This is a genomic window from Streptosporangium sp. NPDC002721 (genome assembly GCF_042888905.1).
Lineage (GTDB): Bacteria > Actinomycetota > Actinomycetes > Streptosporangiales > Streptosporangiaceae > Streptosporangium.
Genome location: NZ_JBIAQI010000012.1, coordinates 145,916 through 166,034, shown reverse-complemented (window position 1 = coordinate 166,034; position 20,119 = coordinate 145,916). Strand labels below are relative to the sequence as shown.

General features: G+C 72.0%; 17 protein-coding genes. 6 read left to right on the top strand and 11 right to left on the bottom strand.

The features are described 5' to 3' along the window. Positions 1-11: 11 nt before the first annotated feature. Positions 12-1,088: a glycosyltransferase gene (locus tag ACFYWM_RS19030; protein WP_389916326.1), complete on the top strand. Its 1,077-nt coding sequence runs from the start codon at positions 12-14 to the stop codon at positions 1,086-1,088. Continuing rightward, positions 1,073-1,810 carry an acetoacetate decarboxylase family protein gene (locus tag ACFYWM_RS19025; protein ID WP_389916324.1) on the top strand — a complete coding sequence of 246 codons (738 nt, stop codon included), beginning with the start codon at positions 1,073-1,075 and terminating at the stop codon, positions 1,808-1,810. The genes ACFYWM_RS19030 and ACFYWM_RS19025 overlap by 16 nt, the downstream gene beginning before the upstream one ends. Before the next feature lie 151 nt (positions 1,811-1,961). Here the strand turns inward: ACFYWM_RS19025 and ACFYWM_RS19020 are convergent, their stop codons facing one another. The 7 genes from ACFYWM_RS19020 to ACFYWM_RS18990 all read right to left on the bottom strand — a co-directional run bounded on the left by ACFYWM_RS19020 (position 1,962) and on the right by ACFYWM_RS18990 (position 9,192). Further along, a complete protein-coding gene (locus tag ACFYWM_RS19020) occupies positions 1,962-2,837 on the bottom strand; it encodes a sugar kinase (RefSeq protein ID WP_389916322.1) in 876 nt (291 codons plus the stop codon). A 13-nt stretch (positions 2,838-2,850) separates the two neighbouring features. Continuing rightward, on the bottom strand, positions 2,851-3,732 hold the full coding sequence (locus ACFYWM_RS19015) for a glycosyltransferase family 2 protein (protein WP_389916535.1): 882 nt from the start codon (positions 3,730-3,732) through the stop codon (positions 2,851-2,853). A gap of 213 nt (positions 3,733-3,945) precedes the next feature. Beyond that, positions 3,946-4,713, bottom strand: coding sequence for a CDP-alcohol phosphatidyltransferase family protein (locus ACFYWM_RS19010; protein WP_389916320.1), 768 nt, complete (start codon positions 4,711-4,713; stop codon positions 3,946-3,948). Further along, complete coding sequence (locus ACFYWM_RS19005; protein ID WP_389916533.1) at positions 4,691-5,731, bottom strand: iron-containing alcohol dehydrogenase family protein; 1,041 nt, start codon at positions 5,729-5,731, stop codon at positions 4,691-4,693. Before ACFYWM_RS19005 ends, ACFYWM_RS19010 begins: the two co-directional genes overlap by 23 nt. A gap of 5 nt (positions 5,732-5,736) precedes the next feature. After that, positions 5,737-6,471, bottom strand: a complete 735-nt coding sequence (locus ACFYWM_RS19000; protein ID WP_389916318.1) for a sugar phosphate nucleotidyltransferase — start codon at positions 6,469-6,471, stop codon at positions 5,737-5,739. Between the two features lie 106 nt (positions 6,472-6,577). Further along, on the bottom strand, positions 6,578-7,201 hold the full coding sequence (locus ACFYWM_RS18995) for a DUF5941 domain-containing protein (protein WP_389916316.1): 624 nt from the start codon (positions 7,199-7,201) through the stop codon (positions 6,578-6,580). A gap of 236 nt (positions 7,202-7,437) precedes the next feature. Next, the gene (locus ACFYWM_RS18990; RefSeq protein ID WP_389916314.1) at positions 7,438-9,192 is read right to left on the bottom strand and encodes a CDP-alcohol phosphatidyltransferase family protein; all 1,755 of its coding nucleotides are present in this window, start codon (positions 9,190-9,192) and stop codon (positions 7,438-7,440) included. A gap of 155 nt (positions 9,193-9,347) precedes the next feature. On the opposite strand from ACFYWM_RS18990, the gene ACFYWM_RS18985 reads away from it, so the two are divergent. After that, a complete protein-coding gene (locus tag ACFYWM_RS18985; RefSeq protein WP_389916312.1) occupies positions 9,348-10,781 on the top strand; it encodes an SDR family NAD(P)-dependent oxidoreductase in 1,434 nt (477 codons plus the stop codon). 111 nt (positions 10,782-10,892) lie between these two features. Here the strand turns inward: ACFYWM_RS18985 and ACFYWM_RS18980 are convergent, their stop codons facing one another. Beyond that, positions 10,893-11,924, bottom strand: coding sequence for a glycosyltransferase family 2 protein (locus ACFYWM_RS18980; RefSeq protein ID WP_389916531.1), 1,032 nt, complete (start codon positions 11,922-11,924; stop codon positions 10,893-10,895). Positions 11,925-12,053: 129 nt separating this feature from the next. On the opposite strand from ACFYWM_RS18980, the gene ACFYWM_RS18975 reads away from it, so the two are divergent. The 3 genes from ACFYWM_RS18975 to ACFYWM_RS18965 all read left to right on the top strand — a co-directional run bounded on the left by ACFYWM_RS18975 (position 12,054) and on the right by ACFYWM_RS18965 (position 14,659). Beyond that, positions 12,054-13,496 carry an LCP family protein gene (locus ACFYWM_RS18975; protein ID WP_389916310.1) on the top strand — a complete coding sequence of 481 codons (1,443 nt, stop codon included), beginning with the start codon at positions 12,054-12,056 and terminating at the stop codon, positions 13,494-13,496. A 57-nt stretch (positions 13,497-13,553) separates the two neighbouring features. Then, positions 13,554-13,922, top strand: coding sequence for an STAS domain-containing protein (locus ACFYWM_RS18970; RefSeq protein WP_389916308.1), 369 nt, complete (start codon positions 13,554-13,556; stop codon positions 13,920-13,922). A gap of 341 nt (positions 13,923-14,263) precedes the next feature. Then, a complete protein-coding gene (locus tag ACFYWM_RS18965) occupies positions 14,264-14,659 on the top strand; it encodes an STAS domain-containing protein (RefSeq protein ID WP_389916306.1) in 396 nt (131 codons plus the stop codon). Positions 14,660-14,769: 110 nt separating this feature from the next. On the opposite strand, the gene ACFYWM_RS18960 is transcribed toward ACFYWM_RS18965, so the two are convergent. The 3 genes from ACFYWM_RS18960 to ACFYWM_RS18950 all read right to left on the bottom strand — a co-directional run bounded on the left by ACFYWM_RS18960 (position 14,770) and on the right by ACFYWM_RS18950 (position 19,908). Continuing rightward, complete coding sequence (locus ACFYWM_RS18960) at positions 14,770-15,819, bottom strand: LacI family DNA-binding transcriptional regulator (protein WP_389916304.1); 1,050 nt, start codon at positions 15,817-15,819, stop codon at positions 14,770-14,772. A 7-nt stretch (positions 15,820-15,826) separates the two neighbouring features. Continuing rightward, entirely contained in the window at positions 15,827-18,313 is a 2,487-nt protein-coding gene (locus ACFYWM_RS18955) for a glycoside hydrolase family 3 C-terminal domain-containing protein (RefSeq protein ID WP_389916302.1), read from the bottom strand. Positions 18,314-18,558: 245 nt separating this feature from the next. Next, the gene (locus tag ACFYWM_RS18950; protein ID WP_389916300.1) at positions 18,559-19,908 is read right to left on the bottom strand and encodes a DUF1996 domain-containing protein; all 1,350 of its coding nucleotides are present in this window, start codon (positions 19,906-19,908) and stop codon (positions 18,559-18,561) included. Positions 19,909-20,119 lie beyond the last annotated feature (211 nt).

Genomic DNA, 20,119 nt, shown 5'->3' with positions numbered 1-20,119 from the left:
ACGCCCGGATCATGCATCGGCAGATCCGGTCGCTCCTCGACGCCGGGCATGAGATCACCTACGTCGCCCCCTTCACCGACTGCAACGTCACCCCGGATCCCGGAATCAGGGCGGTCGACGTGCCCCGGGCGACCGCCGGGCGCCGCAGGCGGGCGCTGAAGGCCGCCAGGGGGGCTCTCAAGCGCGGGGTGGAGGGCGCCGACCTGCTGGTCGTGCACGACCTGGAACTGCTGCTCCGCCTGCCCAGGCGCCGCCCCGCCACGGTCTGGGACGTACGCGGAGACATCGGGGCCGCCTGGGGCGCCGACCTCGGCCTCCCCGGCCACCTGCGCCGGGCCCTGCCCGCGCTGGTACGCCGGGTCGAGGCCCGCGCGGAGCACCGCCTGCACCTGATCCTGGCCGAGGACTCCTACCGGGAGCGGTTCTCCGGCCCCCACCCGGTCGTGCCCAACGCCGCCTACGTGCCCTCGGCGCCGCCCGTGCCGCCCGGCCGGAACCGGGTGGTCCACGTGGGCCACCTCTCCGAGGCCGGAGGCGTGGCCGAGCTGATCGAGACGGCCCGGCTGCTGCTCCCGTACGGCATCAGGCTCGACCTGATCGGTTCCGCCGACGTCCGGATCAGGCCGCTGCTGCGGGACGCGCAGCGGGAGGGCCTGCTCGACTGGTACGGCTACGTGCCCAACCGGCACGCGCTGCGGATGGCCGAGGGGGCGATCGCCGGCCTGTCGCTCCCGCGCGACGCGCCCGGTCCCCGGCCCGTACCGGCCAAGATCATCGATTACATGTCCCGGGGGGTCCCGGTGGTCACCACCCCCCTGCCCGCCGCGGCGTCCATGGTCGAGGGGGCCGCGTGCGGCGTCGTCGTCCCCTTCGGGGACGCCCCCGCGGTGGTACGCGCGGTGCTGGGGCTACGGGAGGACCCCGAAGGGGCGGCCGGGATGGGCGCGCGCGGCCACGCCGAGGCCCTGGCCCGTCACAACTGGCCCGACCACGCGGGCGCGTTCGTCGGGCGGCTGGAGGAATGGGCGGGCAAACCAGTGACGTCCGGCCTGGAGATTGGTGTACTGGAGGCATGGCACGCCATCTGATCCAGGGGCGCGAGGTCACCATGCCGGTCCGCGTCCGCGACGTCATGGTCTGCAGCGCGTCCTACCTGGTCCGGGCGGACGCCGCGCGGGCGGTGATCGCCTACTCGCGTCTGGACGTCGCCGAGGTGCTGCCCCGCAAGGCCCTGTGCACGCTGGTGTTCGCCGACTATCTCGACGGCGACCTCGGCCGCTACCACGAGTTCGGCGTCGCCTTCCTGACCAGGCCCCCCGGTTCGGGCCACGTCCCCGGCGGGGGGTTGCGCGCGAGCCTGTCCGAGCTGCACCGCACCGGTGCCGGGGCGTTCGTCCACTGGCTCCCGGTCGACCAGGGCTTCACCCTGGAGGCGGGCCGCGCCATCTGGGGCTTCCCCAAGGAGCTGGCCGACATCGACCTGCGCATGTCCTCCCCGTACAAACGGTGCATCGTCCGCAAGGACGGCCGCTTGGTGCTGGACCTGCTGATCAAGTCCGGCGTCCCGGTGCCGAGCAGCGGCATGACGACCTCCCTCGACGTCTACACCCACCGGGACGGCGTCACCCGCCGCATCCCCTGGTCGCTCTCCCCCAGGGGGGTCCGCACGCGTCCCGGCGGCGCTCTCATCCGCCTGGGCAACCATCCGATCGCCAAGGAGCTGAGCGAGCTCGGCCTGCCCAAGCGCGCCCTGGTGACGAGCACGATCTCCCACCTGTCCATGACCCTCGGCGAGGCCAAGGAGCCCTGAGTTTCCCGGGAGCCCCGGGAGCCCTCGACAAGCATGGGTTCCGGGCAGCCCTGACGGCCTCGGAAGCTCCTGGAGCCCCGGGCTCGAGAAGACCCCCACCGGCCCTGTCCCGCGAGCCTCGCCCCCCTCCGGCGCGGAGCCACGTGCGGGATCAGCCGTCGAGCTCCAGGAGGGGCAGCTCGGCCCTCGTCGGCAGGCCCTGCCAGTCGCTGGGCCCCGAGGAGGCGAAGGCGGCGAGCAGGCCGCCCCTGCGCAGCCGGTCGGCCGGGTGGAGACCTTCGAGCAGCGCGCTGAGATAGCCCGCGACGAAGGCGTCCCCGGAACCATTGGGGTCGACCACGGGCGCGGAGAGACTGGCGGCGTCGTGGCGGACCCCGTCGACCCGCACGCTCGCCCCCCGGGCCCCGCGGGTCACGATGACCTCGCGATCCCCGGTGAGCGCGGGCTTGACCAGGTCGAGCTCGGTCTGCCGGACGAACAGCACGTCGGCCGAGCAGGCCAGCACGCTGAGGATCTCCTCGGCCTCGCGCAGGTCGGGCCAGAGCTGGTCGTGGTAGTCGATCGCCACCGAGACCACGACCCCGGCGGTCCGCGCGGCGCGTACGGCGGCGTGCATGGCGTCGCGCGCGCTCAGCGCGGCGGTGATCCCGCTGACGTGCAGGACCCGCGAGGCCGCGATCCGGTCCACCGGGACGTTCCCCTGCGCGAGCCGGACGCCGGTGCGGTAGTACGTGACCCTGGAGGCCTGGCCGAGCCTCGACTCCTTCAGGAGGATCCCGGTCGGGGACCCCTCGTCTACCCGGGCGTCGGAGACGTCCACGCCCTCGCCGCGCAGCGCCGTGAGGATCCTGGCCCCCAGCTCGTCGCCGCCGACCTTGCCCAGCCAGCCCACCCGGTGGCCGAGGCGGGACAGCCCGACCGCGACGGTGAACTCGGCCCCGGCGACGTCCAATCTGGCCTCGTGCTCGTGGCGGATCCGGCCGCTGGTGACGACGCCGAACGCCTCGCCGAGAGTGTAAACGTCCACCGCGGATCGGGGGTCAGACGATCGGCGGGCGGCCGAGGCGGAGCATGCGCCAGGCGGTCTTCCAGCCCATGGGACGGCGCTCGCCCGCGGGCTCGCGGAGCCCCTCGGTGAAGCCCTTGAACCAGGCGCGCAGGGCCGGCTTGGAGCGCTCGCGGAGCAGGGTGAGCACGATCCAGTTGAGGAGGTAGAGCCCGGCCAGCACCCAGGGCAGGTTGCGGCGGGCGAGCCAGACCCGGTTGCGGGCGTTGAGGCGGTAGAAGTCGGTGTGGCGGGTCGGGGGGACCTGCGGGTGGTACATGACCGTCTGGGCGTCGTACTCGATGCGGTAGCCCTCGCCGAGGAGCCTCCACGCCAGGTCGGTCTCCTCGTGGGCGTAGAAGAAACGCTCGGGGAGACCGCCGACCTGGAGGAAGGCCGAGCGGCGGATGGCGCACGCGCCGCCCAGGAAGGTGGTGACCGGGGAGGACCGCTCGGGGTCACCCGCGCGCAGGCGGGGGACGTGGCGGCGCTGGCCGATGCCGCCGTCGGGGTCCTTCACCCTGAAGGAGACGACCGCGAGGTCGTGCTCGGTGGAGAAGCGCTCGCGCAGGTGGGAGACGAGCCCCATGTCGGCGTACCAGCCGTCGTCGTCGAGGAAGAGGACGACGTCGCCCGAGCACTCCTCGACGCCGCGGTTGCGGCCCGCGGGGATGCCCACGTTGTGGTTCAGCCGCACGCTCCTGATCGAGGCCGAGGACCCCGGCGGCACGGTGGCCGACAGCTCGGGGACGTCCGTGCCGTTGCCGACGATGACCACCTCGACGTCACCGTCGAGCTGGTTCAGCGCGGACTCGACCGCCCGGTCCAGCTCGGGGACCCGGTTGCCCATGGTGAGGATGACGCACGAGATCTTCAACGGGTCATCGTCCTGACGCGTCGAGAGCACGTACGGAGCATACTTTCATGACCACCGAGTCTGCTGGGCCGGGAATTCTGGCGGGGCTGGAGTTTCCTGGTGTACCGGAGTTTCCTGGTATACCGGGGGACAAGCGTATCGGAACCGCTGGCGAACACCTGCCAAACAGCGAGGTGTTCGCACTTACGACGCGCCCGGACGCCATCCGGTTCCTCATGAGAGCCGCCTGGACGCCAGAATGCTGATCAGATGCAGGATCATCTGCAGCACGGCGACGATCACGCAGGCCACCACGAGGATCCTCGTCGCCGCCAGCCCCCCGTTGATCGCGTCCCAGATCGCGGCGACCACGATGAGCAGGGACAGCTCGACCGCCTGCACGATCCGGTGGAACTTCAGTGCGGCGGCCGCCTTGCGCGCCAGGCCCAGGCCGCGCGACCGGAAGTGCTCGGCCGAGGCCTCGGTCGCCGCGACCAGCCCGGAGCGGGCCCGTGCCACGTCGACCAGGTCGGTCTCCGCCTTGATCAGGATGGCGCCGAGCGCGGCGGCGAAACCGATCACGGTGTACCAGTCGGGCAGGATCTCCGACGCCCGGAACCCCAGCCCGATGAGGATCGCGGCCTCGGCGAAGTAGTGGCCCACCCGGTCGAGGTAGACGCCGGTGATGGAGGTGCGGCCGGTCCAGCGGGCCAGCTCGCCGTCGGAGCAGTCGAGCAGCAGGTAGAGCTGGACCAGCAGTGCCGCCAGGACGGCCGCCCAGAGGCCGGGCAGCGCGAGCACCGCCCCGGCCAGCAGGCCGGTGAGGATCATCAGCCAGGTGGTCTGGTTGGGCGTGATCGGCGTCTTGGCGAGGAACCAGGTGACGTAGATCGACAGCTTGCGCATGTAGAGAGCGCCGGCCCAGTGCTCGCCGCTGTTGCGGTCCATGGTCGAGTGCGGCTGGGCCACCGCACGGAGCTCAGCGACCGACGGCCCGGACATAATCCTCCACCCGATCGCGAATCTCCGGCTCTGACAGGCGCAGGTGCTCAAGGATCGTGTAGCGGCCGGGGCGCGTGGCCGGGGCCAGCATGACCGCCTCGGTGAACTGGGCCGGCGACAGCCCCACGTCGGTGGGGGTGACCGGCAGCTCGTGCCCGCGCAGGAAGCCGACGACCTGGTCGAGCCTCCGCGAGTCCTCGCGGAGGAAGAAACAGAATGCGGCACCTATCCCGGCGAGCTCGCCGTGGTTGGAGGTGCCGGGAAAGAGCTGATCCACGGCATGAAGGATCTCATGGTCTCCGCCGCTCGAAGGACGGGAGGAGCCGGCGACCACCATCGCCATGCCCGACAGGATGAGCGCCTCGGCCAGCACGGTCAGGAACGCGTCGGACTCGATCGAGTCGGACCTGCCGACCACCGCCTCCGCCGCGGTCCGGGCCATCGCGCAGGCCAGGCCGTCGATCGGCTCCCCGCGCTCGCTCGCGCCGAGCTGCCAGTCCTCGATCGCCGAGAGGTTGCTGACCACGTCTCCCGCCCCGGAACGGACCAGCGAGGGGGGCGCGTCGTGCACGAAATCGAGATCCACCATGATGGCCAGCGGCATGGGCACGCCGAAGGAGCCCTTGCCGCCGTCGTGCGTCAGCGAGGCCACCGGCGAGCAGATCCCGTCGTGCGACAGGTTGGTGGCCACCGCCACCATCGGGATCCCGGCCAGCGACGCGGCGTACTTGGTCACGTCGATGGTCTTGCCGCCGCCGATGCCCACGACGGCCTCGTACGCGCCCTTGCGCAGGTCGGCGCCGAGCGAGATCGCCGCGTCGACCGAGCCGTCGGGCACCCGGAAGACCTGGGCCTCGCCGAGCGAGGCCGTGATCACCGAGGCGATCCTGTCTCCCTGGCCCGCGCCCACGGCCACGGCCACCCGCCCCGAGGTCGCCACCCTGCTGTCGGCCAGCAACGAGCCCAGCTGGGCGACGGCGCCCCGGCGCACCTCCATCGACAGGGGGGCCGGGAGCATCCTGGCTAGTATCGGCACGCGATCTCCCGCGCCTTGGCGAGGTCGTCGTGGTTGTCTACCTCGACCCACGGGACGTCACCGATCGGGGCGACGGCGATCTTCTCGCCGCGGGCGACGAGCTCCTGGTAGCCGTCCTCGTAGTAGAGCTGCGGGTCGCGCTCGAAGGTGGCCTGGAGGGCGTCGGCGAGGCGGTCGCCGATGCCGGGGCGGATGAGCGTGGCGCCGATGTACTCACCGGCGGCGTCGGCCGGGTCCATCAGCTTGGTGATCAGCCGCAGGTGGCGGTCGCCGTCGAGGGTGACCTTCATCTCCTCGTCGGCGAGCTTCTTGACGTCGTCGACCGCGAGCAGGATGTCGGTGGTCGCCGGGGCGGAGAGCAGCGTCTCCTCCACCGAGACGGGGTGCACCGTGTCACCGTTGACCAGGAGCACGCCCTGGTCGAAGTAGTCGCGCGCGCACCACAGGGAGTAGGCGTTGTTCCACTCCTCCGCCTTGTCGTTGTGCACGAGGGTGAGCTTCACGCCGTGCCGCCGCTCCAGCTCGGCCTTGCGCTCGTGGACCGCCTGCGCCTGGTAGCCGACGATGACCACGACGTCACGGAGATCGGCCGCCGCGAGGTTGCGCAGCGAGATGTCCATGATCGTGGTCTCGCCGTCGACCGGCACGAGCGCCTTGGGCAGTGTGTCCGTGTATGGCCGCAGACGTCGTCCGGCCCCGGCGGCCAGCACCATTCCCAGCAACGTGCACTCCTCATTCGGGTGAGAGCCTCCCGGCGGGCACTCCTAGGCCCCAAAGATTAGTTGCCTTCGGGCCCTGATCGTGTAATCGAGGGTTCGCCGGGCGTTCTCAATCGTGTGCTCCGAGGTCGGCCGCGTCCACCCCCACCCGCGGGGCGGCGAGCCAGCAGGTGACGCTCTCCCAGGAGAAAAGGCACCACAGGTAGAGCGCGAGCAGGGCGAACACCAGCGTGACCTGCCCGGCGAGCCCGCCGAGGGCGATCAGCAGCATCCGGCCGTCCCAGCCGAGGCCGGAGGTGGCCAGCCAGGACGGCGGGTAGACCCGCTGCCTCAGCCGGTAGACGACGTCGTAGTGGTGGAAGGCCATCGCGCCGAGCAGCATGAAGATCAACCAGGGCGGCACGTCGTGCGCGAAGCCCACCGAGGCCACGAAGCCGTACTCGGTGAGGCGCAGGATCGGCGGCACCAGCCAGTCGAGGCGGCCGTCGTGCGGGTGGGAGCTCCCCAGACCGGCCAGCAGCAGCGCCACCGCGGGGGCGAACACCGCCGGCCCGTCGGCGCCGGCCACGCCGACCAGCAGCAGCACCCCGGTCACGAACATCCCGACGATCACGGGCGGCAGCGGCGGGAGCTGTCCGGCCACCAGGGCGCCCATGCCCCTCGACAGCACCCCGTCGTCGCGGTAGGCGACCACGGCGCTCCGCGGCACCGGCGCCATGTGCACAGAAATCATGTTCACACCTGTTCTCCCACTCGCCCGGCGGGAGATCCGTCCCGCCGGTCACGGACCCCGCCGTCCCGGGTCCCGCGTCCTACCGGCCGTGAGCCCCGCCGCCTCGTGTCGCCCGTCTCGCCGATCATGGATCTCGCCGTCCCAAGTCGACTCCGCCGTCCCCGGTCGTTCGCCCCTCGGTCACGAACCCGCCGTCCCCGGTCGTTCGCCCCGCCGGTCACGGCCCCCGTCGCGGGTCACCGGCTGAGCGACCTGCCCATCCGGCCGAAGAGGATGTAGAGGACGGCGATCCCGCCCCAGGTCAGCAGCGCGACGAAGGTCACCCGGGCGTTGAAGAGGGCGGCGGTCACCGCGATCAGGGCCATCCGCTCCCCGATGGGCAACACGATGATCTTCTTGAACCAGCGGGTGGGCGACGCCTTCTCCATGGTCCGCGAGAACCGCACGATCGCGTTGCCCGCCCCGGGTCCGGCGCCGTCCTCGGCGGCCGCCCGTCGCGAGAAGCCCTCCCGCCCGGCTCCCGCACCCGTCACCCACTCGTTCCCGGCGTTCCCTGCCCCGGAAGGCTCGTCCCCGGAAGAACCGGTCCCGGAAGGCTCGTCCCCGGCGTCGACGACCGGTGCGCCGGCCCCGCCTCCCCCGCTCTCGCCCGCGCCCGCGAACGCGGCCCGCCGCTCCGGCCGGTGCGGCGACGCCCGCCGCCCCGCCTCGCCCGCCGGGTCGGCCAGCGAGCCCGCCGTGCCGGCCCAGGCCGCGCCCACCCGGCTCGCGTCGGCCCGCGCCCCCGCGTACGAGAAATCGATCATGTGACGGAGCATCTGCAGGATCATCGCCGACACCGCCAGCGCCCAGATGCCGTCCGGGCCGCCGCCCGCGACGTCCAGCCCGGCCGCGTACCCGATGGCGAGGCCCAGGTAGACGGCGTACTCCTTGACCCGGTCGAAGGTGGCGTCCAGCCACGCGCCGAGCGGCGAGAAGGTGCGGGTGTAGCGGGCGAGCTGGCCGTCGAGGCAGTCGAGCACGAACGACAGGTAGAGCAGGACCGCCCCGGCGATCAGGCCGGGCCGGGTGCCCACGGAGAACCAGACCGCGGCGAGCGCGGCGAGGCCGACGGAGATGCCGGTGACCGCGTTCGGCGTCAGGCCGAACGCGGCGATCGGCCGGATGAGGTATCTGGACCAGGAGCTCACCCCGTACGTGGCGAAGAAGCCGTCGCCGGTCTTGACCGCGGCGTCCAGCCGGGCCTCGCCCTCGTCGACCTCGGCCAGCCGGGACACGGCCACGTCGGCGTCCGCCTGCCCGGCCATCCGGTCGGCGTGCAGGCGGCCGAGCCTGGCCGCGCGCACCCGGACGCCGGAGCGGACCAGTCCGACCAGGAGCAGGCCGGGGGCCTCGCCGCCGTCCATCGGGCCGAACGCGCCCGTCTCGGCGAGCTCGGCGAGCGCCTCGGCGGTGTCGGCGAAGCTCACGAGGTCGGGTACGCCGACCTGCAGCGCGCCCCTGAAGGTGCCGTTGGTCTCGCCGGCCTCGTGGAAGGAGGTGCCCGCGGCCACCACGGCCCTGCCGTCGATCCTGACCGGCGGGCGCGCCGGCCCGGGGGCCTCACCTGTTTCTCCCACCAGCGCGCCGGTGTCGCGGGCCGGGTGCTCCACGAGCGTGGCCAGCGCCTCGGTGTGCGCCACCAGGTCGCCGGCGACCACCAGCACCGGGCCGATGGACGAGCGGGCCACCTTGGCGATCCTGCGCAGGTCGTCGGCGAGCCCCCTCGACCCCTCGGTCCCGATCATGTGGGTACCGCCGGGCGCGTGGATGATGTCGCTGGAACGGGCCACCACGTGCACGTCCCGTACGGGAAGCGTGGCGAGCTGGCCGGTCAGCCTGTCGAGGAGGGTCCCGCCGGGACACCGCAGGCCGGACGCCTCGGTGGTGGCGAGCACGACCGCGACCGCCTGTGAGGCGCCGGACGAGGCGATGGCGTGAGAGTCAGGCAATCCGGGCTCCTTCGTATCCGACGGGATAACCGTACGAATCGGGGAGTGCGCACTCAGCGTAGCTAGATCTTGACGGGATAGCACGGGAGCACGCCGGACGATCGGGTACGCACCCGTTACGCTCGCCATATCCGAACTGTCAAAGGAATCTGATCGTGGCCGAACGTGAACCGCGTCCCCGAACCGTCGGTGTGGTCCTGGCAGGCGGCGTCGGCCGGCGCGTCGGCCACGACACCCCCAAGCAGCTGCTGGAGATAGCGGGCAGGACGATCCTCGAACACACCCTCGCCCTCTTCCAAGGGGCACCGGAGATCGACGAGATCATGGTCCTGATGGCGCCCGGCTTCACCGGGGAGGTGGAGCGGATCGTCGAGCGCAACGGCTTCACGAAGGTCGGCAGGATCCTGGAGGGCGGCGCGAGCCGCCCGGAGACCACCTGGCGGGCGCTGCGGGCCCTGGGCACGCGGGACTGCCTCGTGCTGCTGCACGACGCCGTACGCCCGCTGGCGGAGCCCAGGATCATCACCGACTGCGTCGAGGCGCTGAGGACCTTCTCGGCGGTCGAGGTGGCGATCCCGAGTTCCGACACGATCGTGGTGACCTCCCAGGGACCGCACGGGGAGATCGTCAGCGACGTCCCCGACCGCGCCGGCCTGCGCCGCGTCCAGACCCCGCAGTGCTTCCGGCTCCCGGTGATCCGCGAGGCGTACGAGCGCGCCTTCGCCGATCCCGGCTTCGGCGACCGGCCGCCCACCGACGACTGCGGGGTGGTGCTGCGCTACCTGCCCGACGTGCCGATCCACGTGGTGCCGGGCAGCGAGCGGAACATGAAGGTCACGCATCCGGTGGACCTCTTCGTCGCCGACAGGCTCCTCCGGCTCGCCGAGAGCGACGTGCCCGCCCGATCCGGCGCCGCCCTGCGCGAGGCGCTGGAGGGAAGGACCGTGGTGGTCCTCGGCGCGGACGACGCCGCCGGCGCCGAGGTCGCGAAACTGGCCGGGCACCACGGCGCCCGCGTGTTCCCCCTCCTCACCTCACCGGTCTCCCCCGGGCCGGCGGATTCCTCAAAGGCTCAGGCTCTCCCCGGTACGCCCGAGGTGGTCCGGGTCGACGACTTCCGGGCGGTGGCCGACGCGCTCGCCCGGGTGGTCAAGGAGACGGGCGGGATCGACTACGTGGTCGGCGCCGGGGGTGCCCCCTCAGGAAGGATCGACGCGGCGGACGACACCGCGATCGCCGAGACCGTGAGCCTGAACCATCTGGGCCCCGTCACCGTCGCCAGGGCGGCCCTCCCCCATCTGCGCGAGACGCGGGGGCAGCTGCTGTTCCACGTCCCCTGCCGCGCCGGGGACGGGGAGGGAGACGGCCTGCGCGCCTTCGCGGGAGCCGCCGTGTCCGGCCTCACCCGGGCGCTCGCGGAGGAGTGGGCCGGGTACGGGGTGCGTGTCAACTGCGTGGCTCCCGGGCGGACCGAGGCCCCGGCACCGTCGGACCCGTCGGGCCCGCCCGCCCCGCGCGCCGTCGCCCGCACCTCGCTGGACGTGCTCGCCTCCGGCGTCACCGGCCAGGTGGTCGACGCCCGCCCATGACCTGTGAACCTGTACCGGGGCGGTGCGCGCCTTCCGCGCCCGTCCCTGACCTGACCGTCACCCGTCCCTGGCCGTCGCCCGCCCGTCGGGCGCCCGGCCTCAGGCGGGGGGTCAGCCGCCCGTGTGGCCGGGCTTGCCGAGCTTTCTCGGGCTGGTGAGGAAGCCCCAGCCCCATGACATGTGCATGGTGACGTAGACCAGCGGCAGCCGGGCGAGCGCCGGGGCGGGCAGGCCGCTGCCGGTGACCGCGGAACCGGCCAGGATCGCCGCCAGGTAGCCGCCCGGGATCAGCAGGCCCGGCCAGAAGAACGGGGAGACCAGCAGGCCCGCGAGGATGGCCAGCACGGCCAGGGGCGGCGCCAGGTAGCGCAGGTTGATCGTGCCCTCGTGAGTGCGGGCGACCACCCTGCGCCAGCGGCCGTAGTGGAAGTACTGCTTGGCGAGCGCCTTGAGATCGGGCCTCGGCCGGTAGGAGACGCGCATCCGGGGCTGGAACCAGACCAGGCCGCCCGTCTCGCGGATGCGGTGGTTCATCTCCCAGTCCTGGGCCCGCTGGAAGTGCTCGTCGTAGCCGCCGACCCGCTCCAGCGCGGAGCGGCGGAACACGCCGAGGTAGACCGTGTCGGCCGGGCCCGCGGTGCCGCCGGTGTGGAACCGGGCGCCGCCGACGCCGATCTTGGATGTCATCGCGCGGGCCACGGCCTGCTCGAACGGCGTGACGCCCTCGGCCGCCATGACGCCGCCCACGTTGTCGGCGCCGGTCTCCTCAAGGGTCTCCACCGCGACCTGGAGGTAGTCGTCGGGGAGCATCGCGTGGCCGTCCACCCTGGCGATGATCGCGTTGCCGGACGCGGCGATGGCGGCGTTGAGCGCGTTGGGGGTGCGGCCGGTCGGGTTGGGCACGACGACCACGCGGGGGTCGTCGGCGGCGATTTCGTCGGCGACCTCCTGGGTACGGTCGCGGGAGGGGCCGATCGCGAGCACGACCTCGATCGGTCCCGCGTACCGCTGCGAGAGCACCTGACGCACCGCCTCCCGCAGATGGCGCTCCTCGTTCAGCACCGGGATGACGATGGAGATGGGGGGCCAGACACGTGTCTCGGAAGACGACGCCGGCGCGGGCGAGTCGGGGAACTGCTTCATGGCGTCGCTCACGCTACTGTACGAACGGGTACCTCATCGACCCAGCTGGAACCTAGGGGGCCATGCATGCGCGACCCGGAGGAGGATTCGGGTGTGCACGTAGGCGGCGACGCCTACGGAAGCGTTCGGGTGACCCCGAGGCGTGATCGCAGGTCGGCGAGGGGCGCCCGCACCAGGCGGCGCGGTCTCGTGATCGCCGGCGCGCTCTCGTGCCTGGTCCTGGGCAGCTCCGGGGTGACGTGGGCGCTGACCAACTACGCCACGACGAAGATCGAGGCGGTCGACGCGGGGGTTCCGGGGTCGAGGTCGAGCACCGGTGCCATGAACATCCTGGTGGTCGGTGTCGACAAGCGCGACAACCTCACCCGCAAGCAGCAGAACCAGCTCAAGCTGGGCCGCGAGACCGGCGAGCGCACCGACACCATGATGGTGATCCACGTGTCGGAGGACCACCGCAAGGTCACCGTGGTGAGCCTCCCCCGCGACACCTGGACGACGGTCCCCGGCAAGGGCCTGCACAAGATCAACGCCGCCTACCAGCTCGGCGGCCCGAAACTCGCGACGCGCACGGTGCAGACCGCGACGGGCCTCACCCTCCACCACTACGTCGAGGTCAACGTGCTGGGCTTCATCGAGGTGGTCGACGCCCTCGGCGGCATCTCGGTCTGCACCCCGGTCCCGATCCGGGACCCCAAGACCGCGCTCGACCTGGAGCCGGGCACCTACTCCTTCGACGGCGTCAAGGCCCTCGCCTACGCCCGCACCCGCGCCACCGCCCGCTCCGACCTCGACCGCATCGACCGCCAGCAGCAGGTGATCTCCTCGCTGCTGAACCAGGCGCTCAGCGGCGAGACGCTGACCAACCCGGTCAGGCTCGCCTCGTTCGTCGACACCACCCTCGACACGATCCGGGTGGACGACGCGCTCCGCGGGGACCTGCTCGGCCTCGCCGACCAGCTCAAGGACGTCTCCACCGACGACGTGGCCTTCGCCACGGTCCCGCTCGCGGACGTCGACTACAAGACGCCGACCGGCGAGTCCGCCGTCCTGTGGGACAAGGAGGCGGCCAAGGAGCTGTTCCGCAGGATCGCCGCCGACGAGACGCTGGTCAAGCCCGCCAAGTCCGCCAAGCCCGGCGCGTCCACGCCCACCCCGGCGGCCTCCCCCTCGGCTCCCGCGCTGACCGTCGCGCCCTCGCGGATCGCCCTCACGGTGCTCAACGGCACCACGATCACGGGCCTGGGCGCGCAGACCAGGGCCGATCTGCAGAGGGTCGGCTTCCAGGTGCCGGAGGTCCCGGGCAACACCCCGCAGAAGGACTTCGAGAAGACCGTCATCCGCTACGGCCCCGACCGCGAGGACTCGGCGCGCACCGTGGCCGCCGCGCTGCCCGGGGCGGAGCTGCGCCCGCTGGAGAGCCTCGGCGACAAGATCGAGGTGGTCGTCGGCCGGAAACACGCCCCGGCGAAGAAGGTCACCGTGAAGGAGGCGCCCGCGTCGCCTACCCCGGTCGCCACCCCCACCGCAACCCCGACGGCAAGAACAGCAACGGACAACATCTGCAAAAAGTGAGTTATGCGCATAACAACCTTCCGTCTGGGCAGCAAAAGGGACACGGAGGTGATGATCGTGATTTCGACATTCGATGTTCAGACACGGCGTAGCGGCACCTGTGTGGTCGTGCAGGCGACCGGCGAGCTCGACATGGCCGTGGCTCCCCGGCTCCGCGCGGAGATCGACCGCGTCCTTCAGGAAGAGGGAACCCCGAACCTGGTGATGGACCTGACAGGAGTGCCGTTCTGCGACTCGGTGGGGCTGGGAGTGCTCGTGGGCACGCTCACCCGCCTCAAGGAGGCCCACGGCCGCCTCATCCTGGTGGTGAGCCCCGGAATGATCACCCATCTGCTGACGATCACCAATCTCGACCGGCACTTCGAGACGCGGGACAACCTGCGTGAGGCGCTTGACACCATGGCCCCGAGCCACTCCTCAGGCTGATTCCTCCCAGTTCAGACCGGTTTTCCCAGCCGGATCATGTCCCTCCGGCGTCACTCGGGAACCGGCTCTCCCACACGTCCGCCCCCTGTGCAGGCGAGGCCACAAAGCTGTTTCCTCGAATAGCTGGCACATATACAGGTTGGCATCTACACTTCGCTTCGAAGCTACACGATCACGGAAAGCGATGATTCGCACCGTTAGGGAGTATCGTGGCTTCAGGTCGTCAACCTCCTTCGCGCCCGCACGACGCGACCGGGAAGGCGGCGATCTGAGGCCAGGCATCCGAGCGACACCCCCTGGCCGGATACGTACATTCACGTGAGCCTGCAGGGAAGTGGGCGATGAACGCACTTCAACTCACGAGCGAGCACGCGCACGGCTTCGTGGTCATCACGGTGGCCGGCGAACTCGACCTCGCCACCAGGCCGGACCTGTCGGCCTTCACCCAGCACGTCATCGACGTCCGCCCCGGAACGGTCATCATCGATCTGGCCGGCGTCACCTTCATCGACGCCTGCGGCCTGAGCGCGCTGATCGCCGTCAAGCGCTACGCGCGCGAGCACGACACTCCCCTGCTCCTGGCCGGAGCCCCGCCGGTGGTCCTGAAACTCCTGAAGCTGACCAACCTCGACGCGTCCTTCACCGTGATCTCCCGCACGGGGGCGATGCCCCCTCCCCCGGGCTGTTCCGAGGCCGCCTCCCCCGCCCAGGCGACCTTCCCCCTCGCCGACCGTTAGGCGTCCGGCCCCGCACCCACCGGAGCGGCCGCACGGGCCGCTCCCGCCGCCCATCGGCTCCCACGAAGGGCCGAACACGCCAAGGACCGTACGCGGGCGGTCCGCCCCTGTCAGGCCGACTCCCTGATCACCAGGGTCGGCTCGAAGATCCGTGAGGTCACCGGGTGGCCGGGCCGCTCGATGTGGGTCAGCAGCAGCCGTCCCATCTCGGCGGCCATGTCCTCGACGGGGTGGCGGACGGTGGTGAGCAGCGGGCGGCAGGCCAGGGCCGCGCTGCTGTCGTCGAAGCCCACCATGGCCACGTCGTCCGGCACGACGCGGCCGTGCTGGCGCAGCACCAGCAGGGCGCCCTGGGCCATCAGGTCGTTGGCCGCGAAGACGCCGTCGATGTCGGGGTGCTCGGCGAGCAGCCGTTCCATCGCCACCTCGCCGCTGTGGAGGGTGAAGTTGCCCTCGGCGCAGGGGATGTAGGGATGGCCGTGGACGGCCATCGCCTCCTGGAAGCCCGCCAGGCGGTCCTGGCTGGCCGGGACGTCGAGCGGGCCCGAGATGGTGGCCAGCCTGCGGCAGCCCCGGGCGACGAGATGGTCGGCGGCCAGCTTGCCCCCGGCCCGGTGCCCGACGTCGACGTAGCTGATCGGGACCGGCCTGGCCGGCCTGGCGAAGAGCACCGCGGGCAGCGAGGCGTCGGCGAGCAGCTTGGGCAACGTGTCCTCGGCGCTGATGGAGACCAGGATGGCCCCGTCGACGTTGCCCCGGCGAAGGTAGGCGATGACCTGGTCGCGGGTCTCCGGGGTGTCGGCGAACATCAGGATCGGGTAGATGCCCAGCGGGCGCAGGAAACCGACGACCCCCCCGGCCACGCGCCCGAAGAACGGGTCGGCGAAGACGTGGCCGGGAAACGGGCTCTCCTCGCTGCTGCCCGCCCCGGAGACGATCAGGGCGATCGTCCCCGTACGCCGGGTGACCAGCGAGCGCGCGGCCTGGTTGGGGACGTAGCCGGTGAGGGCGATCGCCTGCTTGACCTTCTCCTGGATCGCGAGGTCGACGTTGCGGATCCCGTTGATCACGCGAGAGACCGTGGCGCGGGAGACTCCCGCCGCCCGCGCCACATCCTCCAAGGTGGGGGGTGCCGACACTCGCGGTAGGCCTTCGCTCATAGGGCTTTTATAGCACAGCGAGAGAGCGCTCTCCCGAGGTCTCCTGCCGGGGTGGCGGCTCCGTGCCGAGGAGCACCTCGGCGCTCAGCGGCAGGTCGGCGGCCGAGCGTCCGGCGAGCACCGTGAAGGCCCCCTCCTCGGCCCGCCAGGCCTGGTGCTCGGCCGACCAGTGCCGGAACGCCCGCGCCGGGACGTCCACCGTGACCTCGACGACCTCGCCCGGCCCCGCGTCGGCGAGGGCGTAGCCGGCCAGCCAGCGCGCGGGACGGGCCACGGCCGTCTCCGGCCGGGACAGGTAGACCTGGACCACCTCGCGACCGGCGCGCCCGCCGGTGTTGCGCAGCCGTACCCGGACGGGCAGCGGGCTCTCCGGAGAGAGGTCCCAGGACACGGAGACCTCCTCGTAGGACCAGGAGGTGTATCCGAGGCCGTGCCCGAACCAGTACGCGGGCGGCGCGGGGCTGCGCAGCCAGGCGCGGTACCCGATGTCGAGGCCCTCGGCGTAGGCGAGCGTCCCGTCCTCGGGGACGGTGGAGACGAGCGCCCTGTCGGCCCAGGTCGTGGGCAGCCTGCCGCCGGGCTCGGCCCGGCCGAACAGGACGTCGGCGAGCCCGTGCCCCATCTCCTGCCCGGGGAACCAGCTCAGGAGCACGGCCGGCACCTCCTCGCGCCACGGCAGGATCATCGGGCCGCCGGAGTTGACGACCACGACGGTCGCCGGGTTGGCCGCCGCCACCGCGCGGACCAGCTCGTCCTGGCGTCCGGGCAGCTCCAGGTGCGTACGGTCGGCGCCCTCGTTCTCGATCTCCTCACTGGAGCCGACCACCACGACGACGGCGTCGCAGGTACGGGCGAGCTCGACCGCGGCGGCCAGTTCCTCCTCGTCCGCGCGCCGGGGCGGGTCCGCGGCCAGGACCGAGGCGATCCCGCTGCCGGGGTCGAGCCGCCGCCGGGAGACGAGCTCCACGTCCCGGCCCGCCGTCACGGGGAACCGGGCGCGCCGGTACGGCGGGGACAGGTGCACGACGGCGGGGTCGTCGGTGTCACGCTCCACCTCCTCGTCGACCAGGACGTGGCCGTCCGCCTCCAGCAGCACGTGGCCCCATCCGGCGACGGCCAGCTCCCAGAGGCCGTCCACCTCCGGGCTCAGCAGCGCGCGGATCTCGACGGTGACGGCGGCGTCGATCCGCGCGGGCTCCAGGATGCGGCCGGTGAGCCGGTGCTCGGCGTGGATCTCGGCTCCGGCGGCGTCCAGCAGCCTGACCAGGACTCCGGGCTCGCCGGTCAGGGGGTCGCGGGCGTTGCCCGTGCCCAGCGGGGTCGGCCGGTCGTCGAGGTGCGGGCCGGGGCGGTGGAGCACCTCGGCCGTACCGGACAGCGCCTCGCGGATGCCGTCGAGGGGGGAGACGACGGACACGGGGTACACGCCCGCGCTGCCGCCTCCCTGGATCCGGGGGACGGCGGCGTTCGGCCCGAGCACGGCGACCCTGCGCAGGCGCGCGGGGTCGAGGGGGAGCAGCGAGTCCTCGTTGCGCAGCAGGACGGTGCTCGCGGCGACGGCCCGGCGCAGCAGCGCGCGGGCGGCCTCGCGCCCTTCCTCCTGCTCAGCTTGTTCTCCCCGCTCGGCGCCGGTGGCGAGGTTCAGGGCGCCGACGCGGGAGGCCAGCCGGAGCAGGCGCCGGACCTTGTCGTCGATCGCGGCCTCGGGCACCTCGCCCGCGCGCACCGCGGCGACCAGCGCCTCTCCCCAGGCGCTCTCCGGCCCCGGCATCGCGAGGTCCTGCGCGGCGCGGGCGGCGGGAGCGGTGGAGCGGACGCCTCCCCAGTCGGACACGACCACCCCGTCGAACCCCCACGCCTCCTTGAGCGGGTCGGTCAGCAGAGGGCTCTCCGACATCGTGGTCCCGTTCACCCCGTTGTAGGCGGACATGACGACCCAGACGCCCGCCTCCACCGCGGCCTCGAACGGCGCCAGGTACAGCTCGCGCAGGGTCCGCTCGTCGACGCGGGCGTCCAGGGTGAGCCGTTCGGTCTCGGAGTCGTTGGCGACGTAGTGCTTGGCGGTGGCCGCCACCCCGCCCGCCTGGACGCCCCGGACGCAGGCGGCGCCGATCCTGCCGGTGAGCAGGGGGTCCTCGGAGTAGCACTCGAAGTGGCGCCCGCCGAGCGGCGAGCGGTGCAGGTTGAGCGTCGGGGCGAGCAGGACGTCCACGCCCTTGCGCCGCGCCTCGCCGGCGAGCAGCCCGCCCAGCAGCTCCACCAGCTCGTCGTCCCAGGTGGCGGCCAGCGCGGTCGCGGAGGGCAGGGTGAGGGAGGTGCTCCGCTCGTCCCAGCCCTGCCCGCGCACGCCGACCGGGCCGTCGGAGGTGACCATGGCCCGCAGCCCGATGCCCGGCTCCGCGCGGGTGGACCACACGGTCGCCCCGGTGAGCAGCCGCACCTTGCGTTCCAGGTCCAGCTTCTCAACCAGCCGGTCGAGCTCGTCGATGCTCACGTATGTTTCCCTTCGCTGTCGGAGAGCGCTCTCCAGTACGTCACGGCGGCCCCGCGCTGTCAATGTGCGGGAGTCGTTCGGGAAATGTCCGGGAGCGGACACTTCCCCTACCGGAAAAGCCCCGTGTCGAGAAAAGGCGAGAAAAGGCGGGAAAAGCACGTGCCCGGCCCCGGCCCGCGGGTGCCGGAGTCCGGGGCACCCGAGGCCGAAGCCGGGCACATGCGGTCAAAGAGGATCAGGGCGGGTCAGGGAAGTTCGAAGTTCTCCGTGAGGGCGGCGCCGCGGTGCGGCTTGTACAGGTCGTAGCCGCGCGGGTTGCACTGGAGGCCGCCGTTGATGCAGTGGGTCACCAGGGCGTCGAGGATGGCGGGGTTGTCCCAGGCGTTGAAGAAGTCGTAGTGCCAGGTGTAACCGCGCCCGCTGGCCAGTCGCGCCTGCGACAGGTCACCGCTGGCGGGGAATGCGATCTTGAACTCCAGCATCGGCACCGCCACCGGGTGGCTGGGCGGGCAGTAGCCCGCGGCGGGGTAGGACATGTGGCTCTTGTGGTTGGCGCTGTCGAGGTTGACGCCGTCCCAGCAGCTCGGCGCCTGGTAGCGGACGTTCACCTGGCTGCCCGCCACGCAGGACGTCGGGATGTCCCAGCTCTTGGAGATGTCGCCGCACTCGAAGCCCTCGACCGCGCCGGGGGAGTCGCGGAACTCGGCCAGCGTCGCGGTCGGGCTGCCGACGACGAAGCGCAGCCCCTGCGGGAAGGGCTGGACCTCCCAGTAGTTGAGGATGCCGGACTTGTAGTAGATGACCTGGTTGCCGGTCGGCTCGATCAGCTGGTTGCCCTTGTAGAAGCTCGGGAACCAGTAGGCCGACCTGTCGTGCGGGTTGGTGCACGAGGTGGCGCCGCCGAGGAGCGAGGACTGCGTGCTGTTGGCGTTGGTCGTCCTGTTGCCGACGAAGGTGTGCATGTGCGAGGCGCCGGGCAGGCCGGGATAGATGATCGGGTCGTCCGGCCGGTTCGCCGTCGGGGAGCAGTTGGCCTGGAACTCGTGGTGCGTCACCTCGTCGGTGAACGTCGGCTTCGGCCTCGGGGTGACCGGGGAGCCGCCGGTGCCGTAGACCTGGAACTCCCACAGCGAGTAGCCGTAGCCGGTGCCCCGGGCGGTGCCGTGCATCCGGACGTAGCGGCCCGAGCCCGAGACGTTGAGGGTCTGGTTGCCGCCGGTGCCGGTGGTGGTGGAGTAGACGTCGGTCCAGGAGGAGCCGTTGGCCGAGGTCTGGATCTTGAACGACCTGCCGTACGCGCCCTCCCAGTTGAGGACGACCTGCGAGATCGTCGCGGTGGCGCCCAGGTCGACCTGGAGCCACTGCGGGTCGGCGGCGGCGCTGGACCAGCGGGTCCCGTTGTTGCCGTCGAAGGCGGCGCCGGCGCCGTAGCCGCCTCCTTCCGAGGAGGAGGCGGTCGCGGGCCTGCTCTGGGAGATCAGGCCGTCCGCCGCGCTGGCGGGGGAGATGATCGCCAGACCGGCCGCGACCAGCGCGGTGAGGGTGGCGGCGACCAGTCCCAGGCGGAATCTGACGGGACTTCGGGATGGGCGCATTGCCTCTCCTTCAGTGGGGGGTGGCCGTCGGGGACGGCACAGGGAGAGCGCTCTCCTACGAGGTTGATCCTCCCTGTTGCGAGTTGTCAAGACACCGGACAACCCAATCCGAAACTCGCCGTTCATATCACCGACACGGGGGCGCGCCCGCTTTCCCGTTGCCGGCGCGTCAGCGGACGTGCGAGAAGGTGACCTTTGACGGCATATGTCC

What these genes read in the sequence shown, in the direction of transcription:
- ACFYWM_RS19030 (WP_389916326.1), top strand. Translation starts at nt 12, where the DNA reads ATGCATCGGCAGATCCGGTCGCTCCTCGACGCCGGGCATGAGATCACC.
- ACFYWM_RS19025 (WP_389916324.1), top strand. Translation starts at nt 1,073, where the DNA reads ATGGCACGCCATCTGATCCAGGGGCGCGAGGTCACCATGCCGGTCCGC.
- ACFYWM_RS19010 (WP_389916320.1), bottom strand. Translation starts at nt 4,713, where the DNA reads ATGTCCGGGCCGTCGGTCGCTGAGCTCCGTGCGGTGGCCCAGCCGCAC.
- ACFYWM_RS19005 (WP_389916533.1), bottom strand. Translation starts at nt 5,731, where the DNA reads ATGCTCCCGGCCCCCCTGTCGATGGAGGTGCGCCGGGGCGCCGTCGCC.
- ACFYWM_RS18995 (WP_389916316.1), bottom strand. Translation starts at nt 7,201, where the DNA reads ATGATTTCTGTGCACATGGCGCCGGTGCCGCGGAGCGCCGTGGTCGCC.
- ACFYWM_RS18980 (WP_389916531.1), bottom strand. Translation starts at nt 11,924, where the DNA reads ATGAAGCAGTTCCCCGACTCGCCCGCGCCGGCGTCGTCTTCCGAGACA.
- ACFYWM_RS18965 (WP_389916306.1), top strand. Translation starts at nt 14,264, where the DNA reads ATGAACGCACTTCAACTCACGAGCGAGCACGCGCACGGCTTCGTGGTC.
- ACFYWM_RS18960 (WP_389916304.1), bottom strand. Translation starts at nt 15,819, where the DNA reads ATGAGCGAAGGCCTACCGCGAGTGTCGGCACCCCCCACCTTGGAGGAT.
- ACFYWM_RS18950 (WP_389916300.1), bottom strand. Translation starts at nt 19,908, where the DNA reads ATGCGCCCATCCCGAAGTCCCGTCAGATTCCGCCTGGGACTGGTCGCC.